Origin of the sequence: Nocardia thailandica NBRC 100428 (genome assembly GCF_000308795.1) — a bacterium.
Taxonomy (GTDB): Bacteria; Actinomycetota; Actinomycetes; order Mycobacteriales; family Mycobacteriaceae; genus Nocardia; species Nocardia thailandica.
Genome location: NZ_BAGK01000267.1, coordinates 1 through 872, shown reverse-complemented (window position 1 = coordinate 872; position 872 = coordinate 1). Strand labels below are relative to the sequence as shown.

The window sequence follows — 872 nt, the reverse complement described above, 5'->3', positions numbered from 1 at the left end:
CTAAGGGTTGTCCCGTAAGTTCGAGATGGCCGCGGCGTACCCCGCGCCGTATTTCGGTGTCAGTGGGTGTGGGCGAGGTTGGCCAGTGTGGCCACGCCGGACATCGCGACCGCGACACCCTCACCGCGTAGTCGGCAGTCGCGCAGGATCTTCCAGGTCTTCATCCGCGCGAAGGTGTGCTCGACGCGGGCACGGACTTTGCGGTGGGACTTGTTGTGGGCCTGTTTCCATTCCGGTAGCTCGACTCCGGGTGCTCGGCGGTGCGGGATGATCAATCCGGTGCCCTGGTAGCCGCCGTCGGCGATCACCACCGCGTTGCGGCAAGCGTGCGCGGCACCGGACTCGGTCCAGGCTCGGCAGTCGTTGCGGTTACCCGGCAACGGTCGCCCGAGTGCCACGACGAGTTCGGTGTCGGCATCGATGACGACTTGATGGTTGGTCGAGTACCGGTAGTTCTTACTCGGTGCGGCGATCTCGTGATCGCGGGTGGGGACCAGCGTGCCGTCCACGATCAGTACCGCGCCACGCGGGAACCGGGCACGGGGCCGCAGCGCCAACGACGGCCCGAGGTCTTCGATCACTCTGGCCGCGGCCGATTTCGAGACGCCGAACACTGCGGCAAGCTGACGCATCGTCAGGTTGGTCCGCCAGTAGGTGGCCACCAGCAACACCCGGTCTTCGAAGCTCAACCCCCAAGGCCGGCCCCGCAACGGCCGGTCGGCACCTTCGCGTCGCAACCGCGTGATCAGGCGAGCGAACGTGCGAGACCGCAGCCCGGAGAACAACTCCACCATCACAGGATCAGCCGCCGAGACCACCACCCGCGCCACGATACCTGTTGCCGCTCAACGACTTACGGGACAACCCTTAGG

1 protein-coding gene is annotated in these 872 nt (G+C 66.3%); it reads right to left on the bottom strand.

The window, feature by feature from the left end; all coding sequences use genetic code 11:
* Positions 1-59: 59 nt before the first annotated feature.
* Entirely contained in the window at positions 60-794 is a 735-nt protein-coding gene (locus ON36_RS28445) for a transposase (RefSeq protein WP_157225033.1), read from the bottom strand.
* Positions 795-872 lie beyond the last annotated feature (78 nt).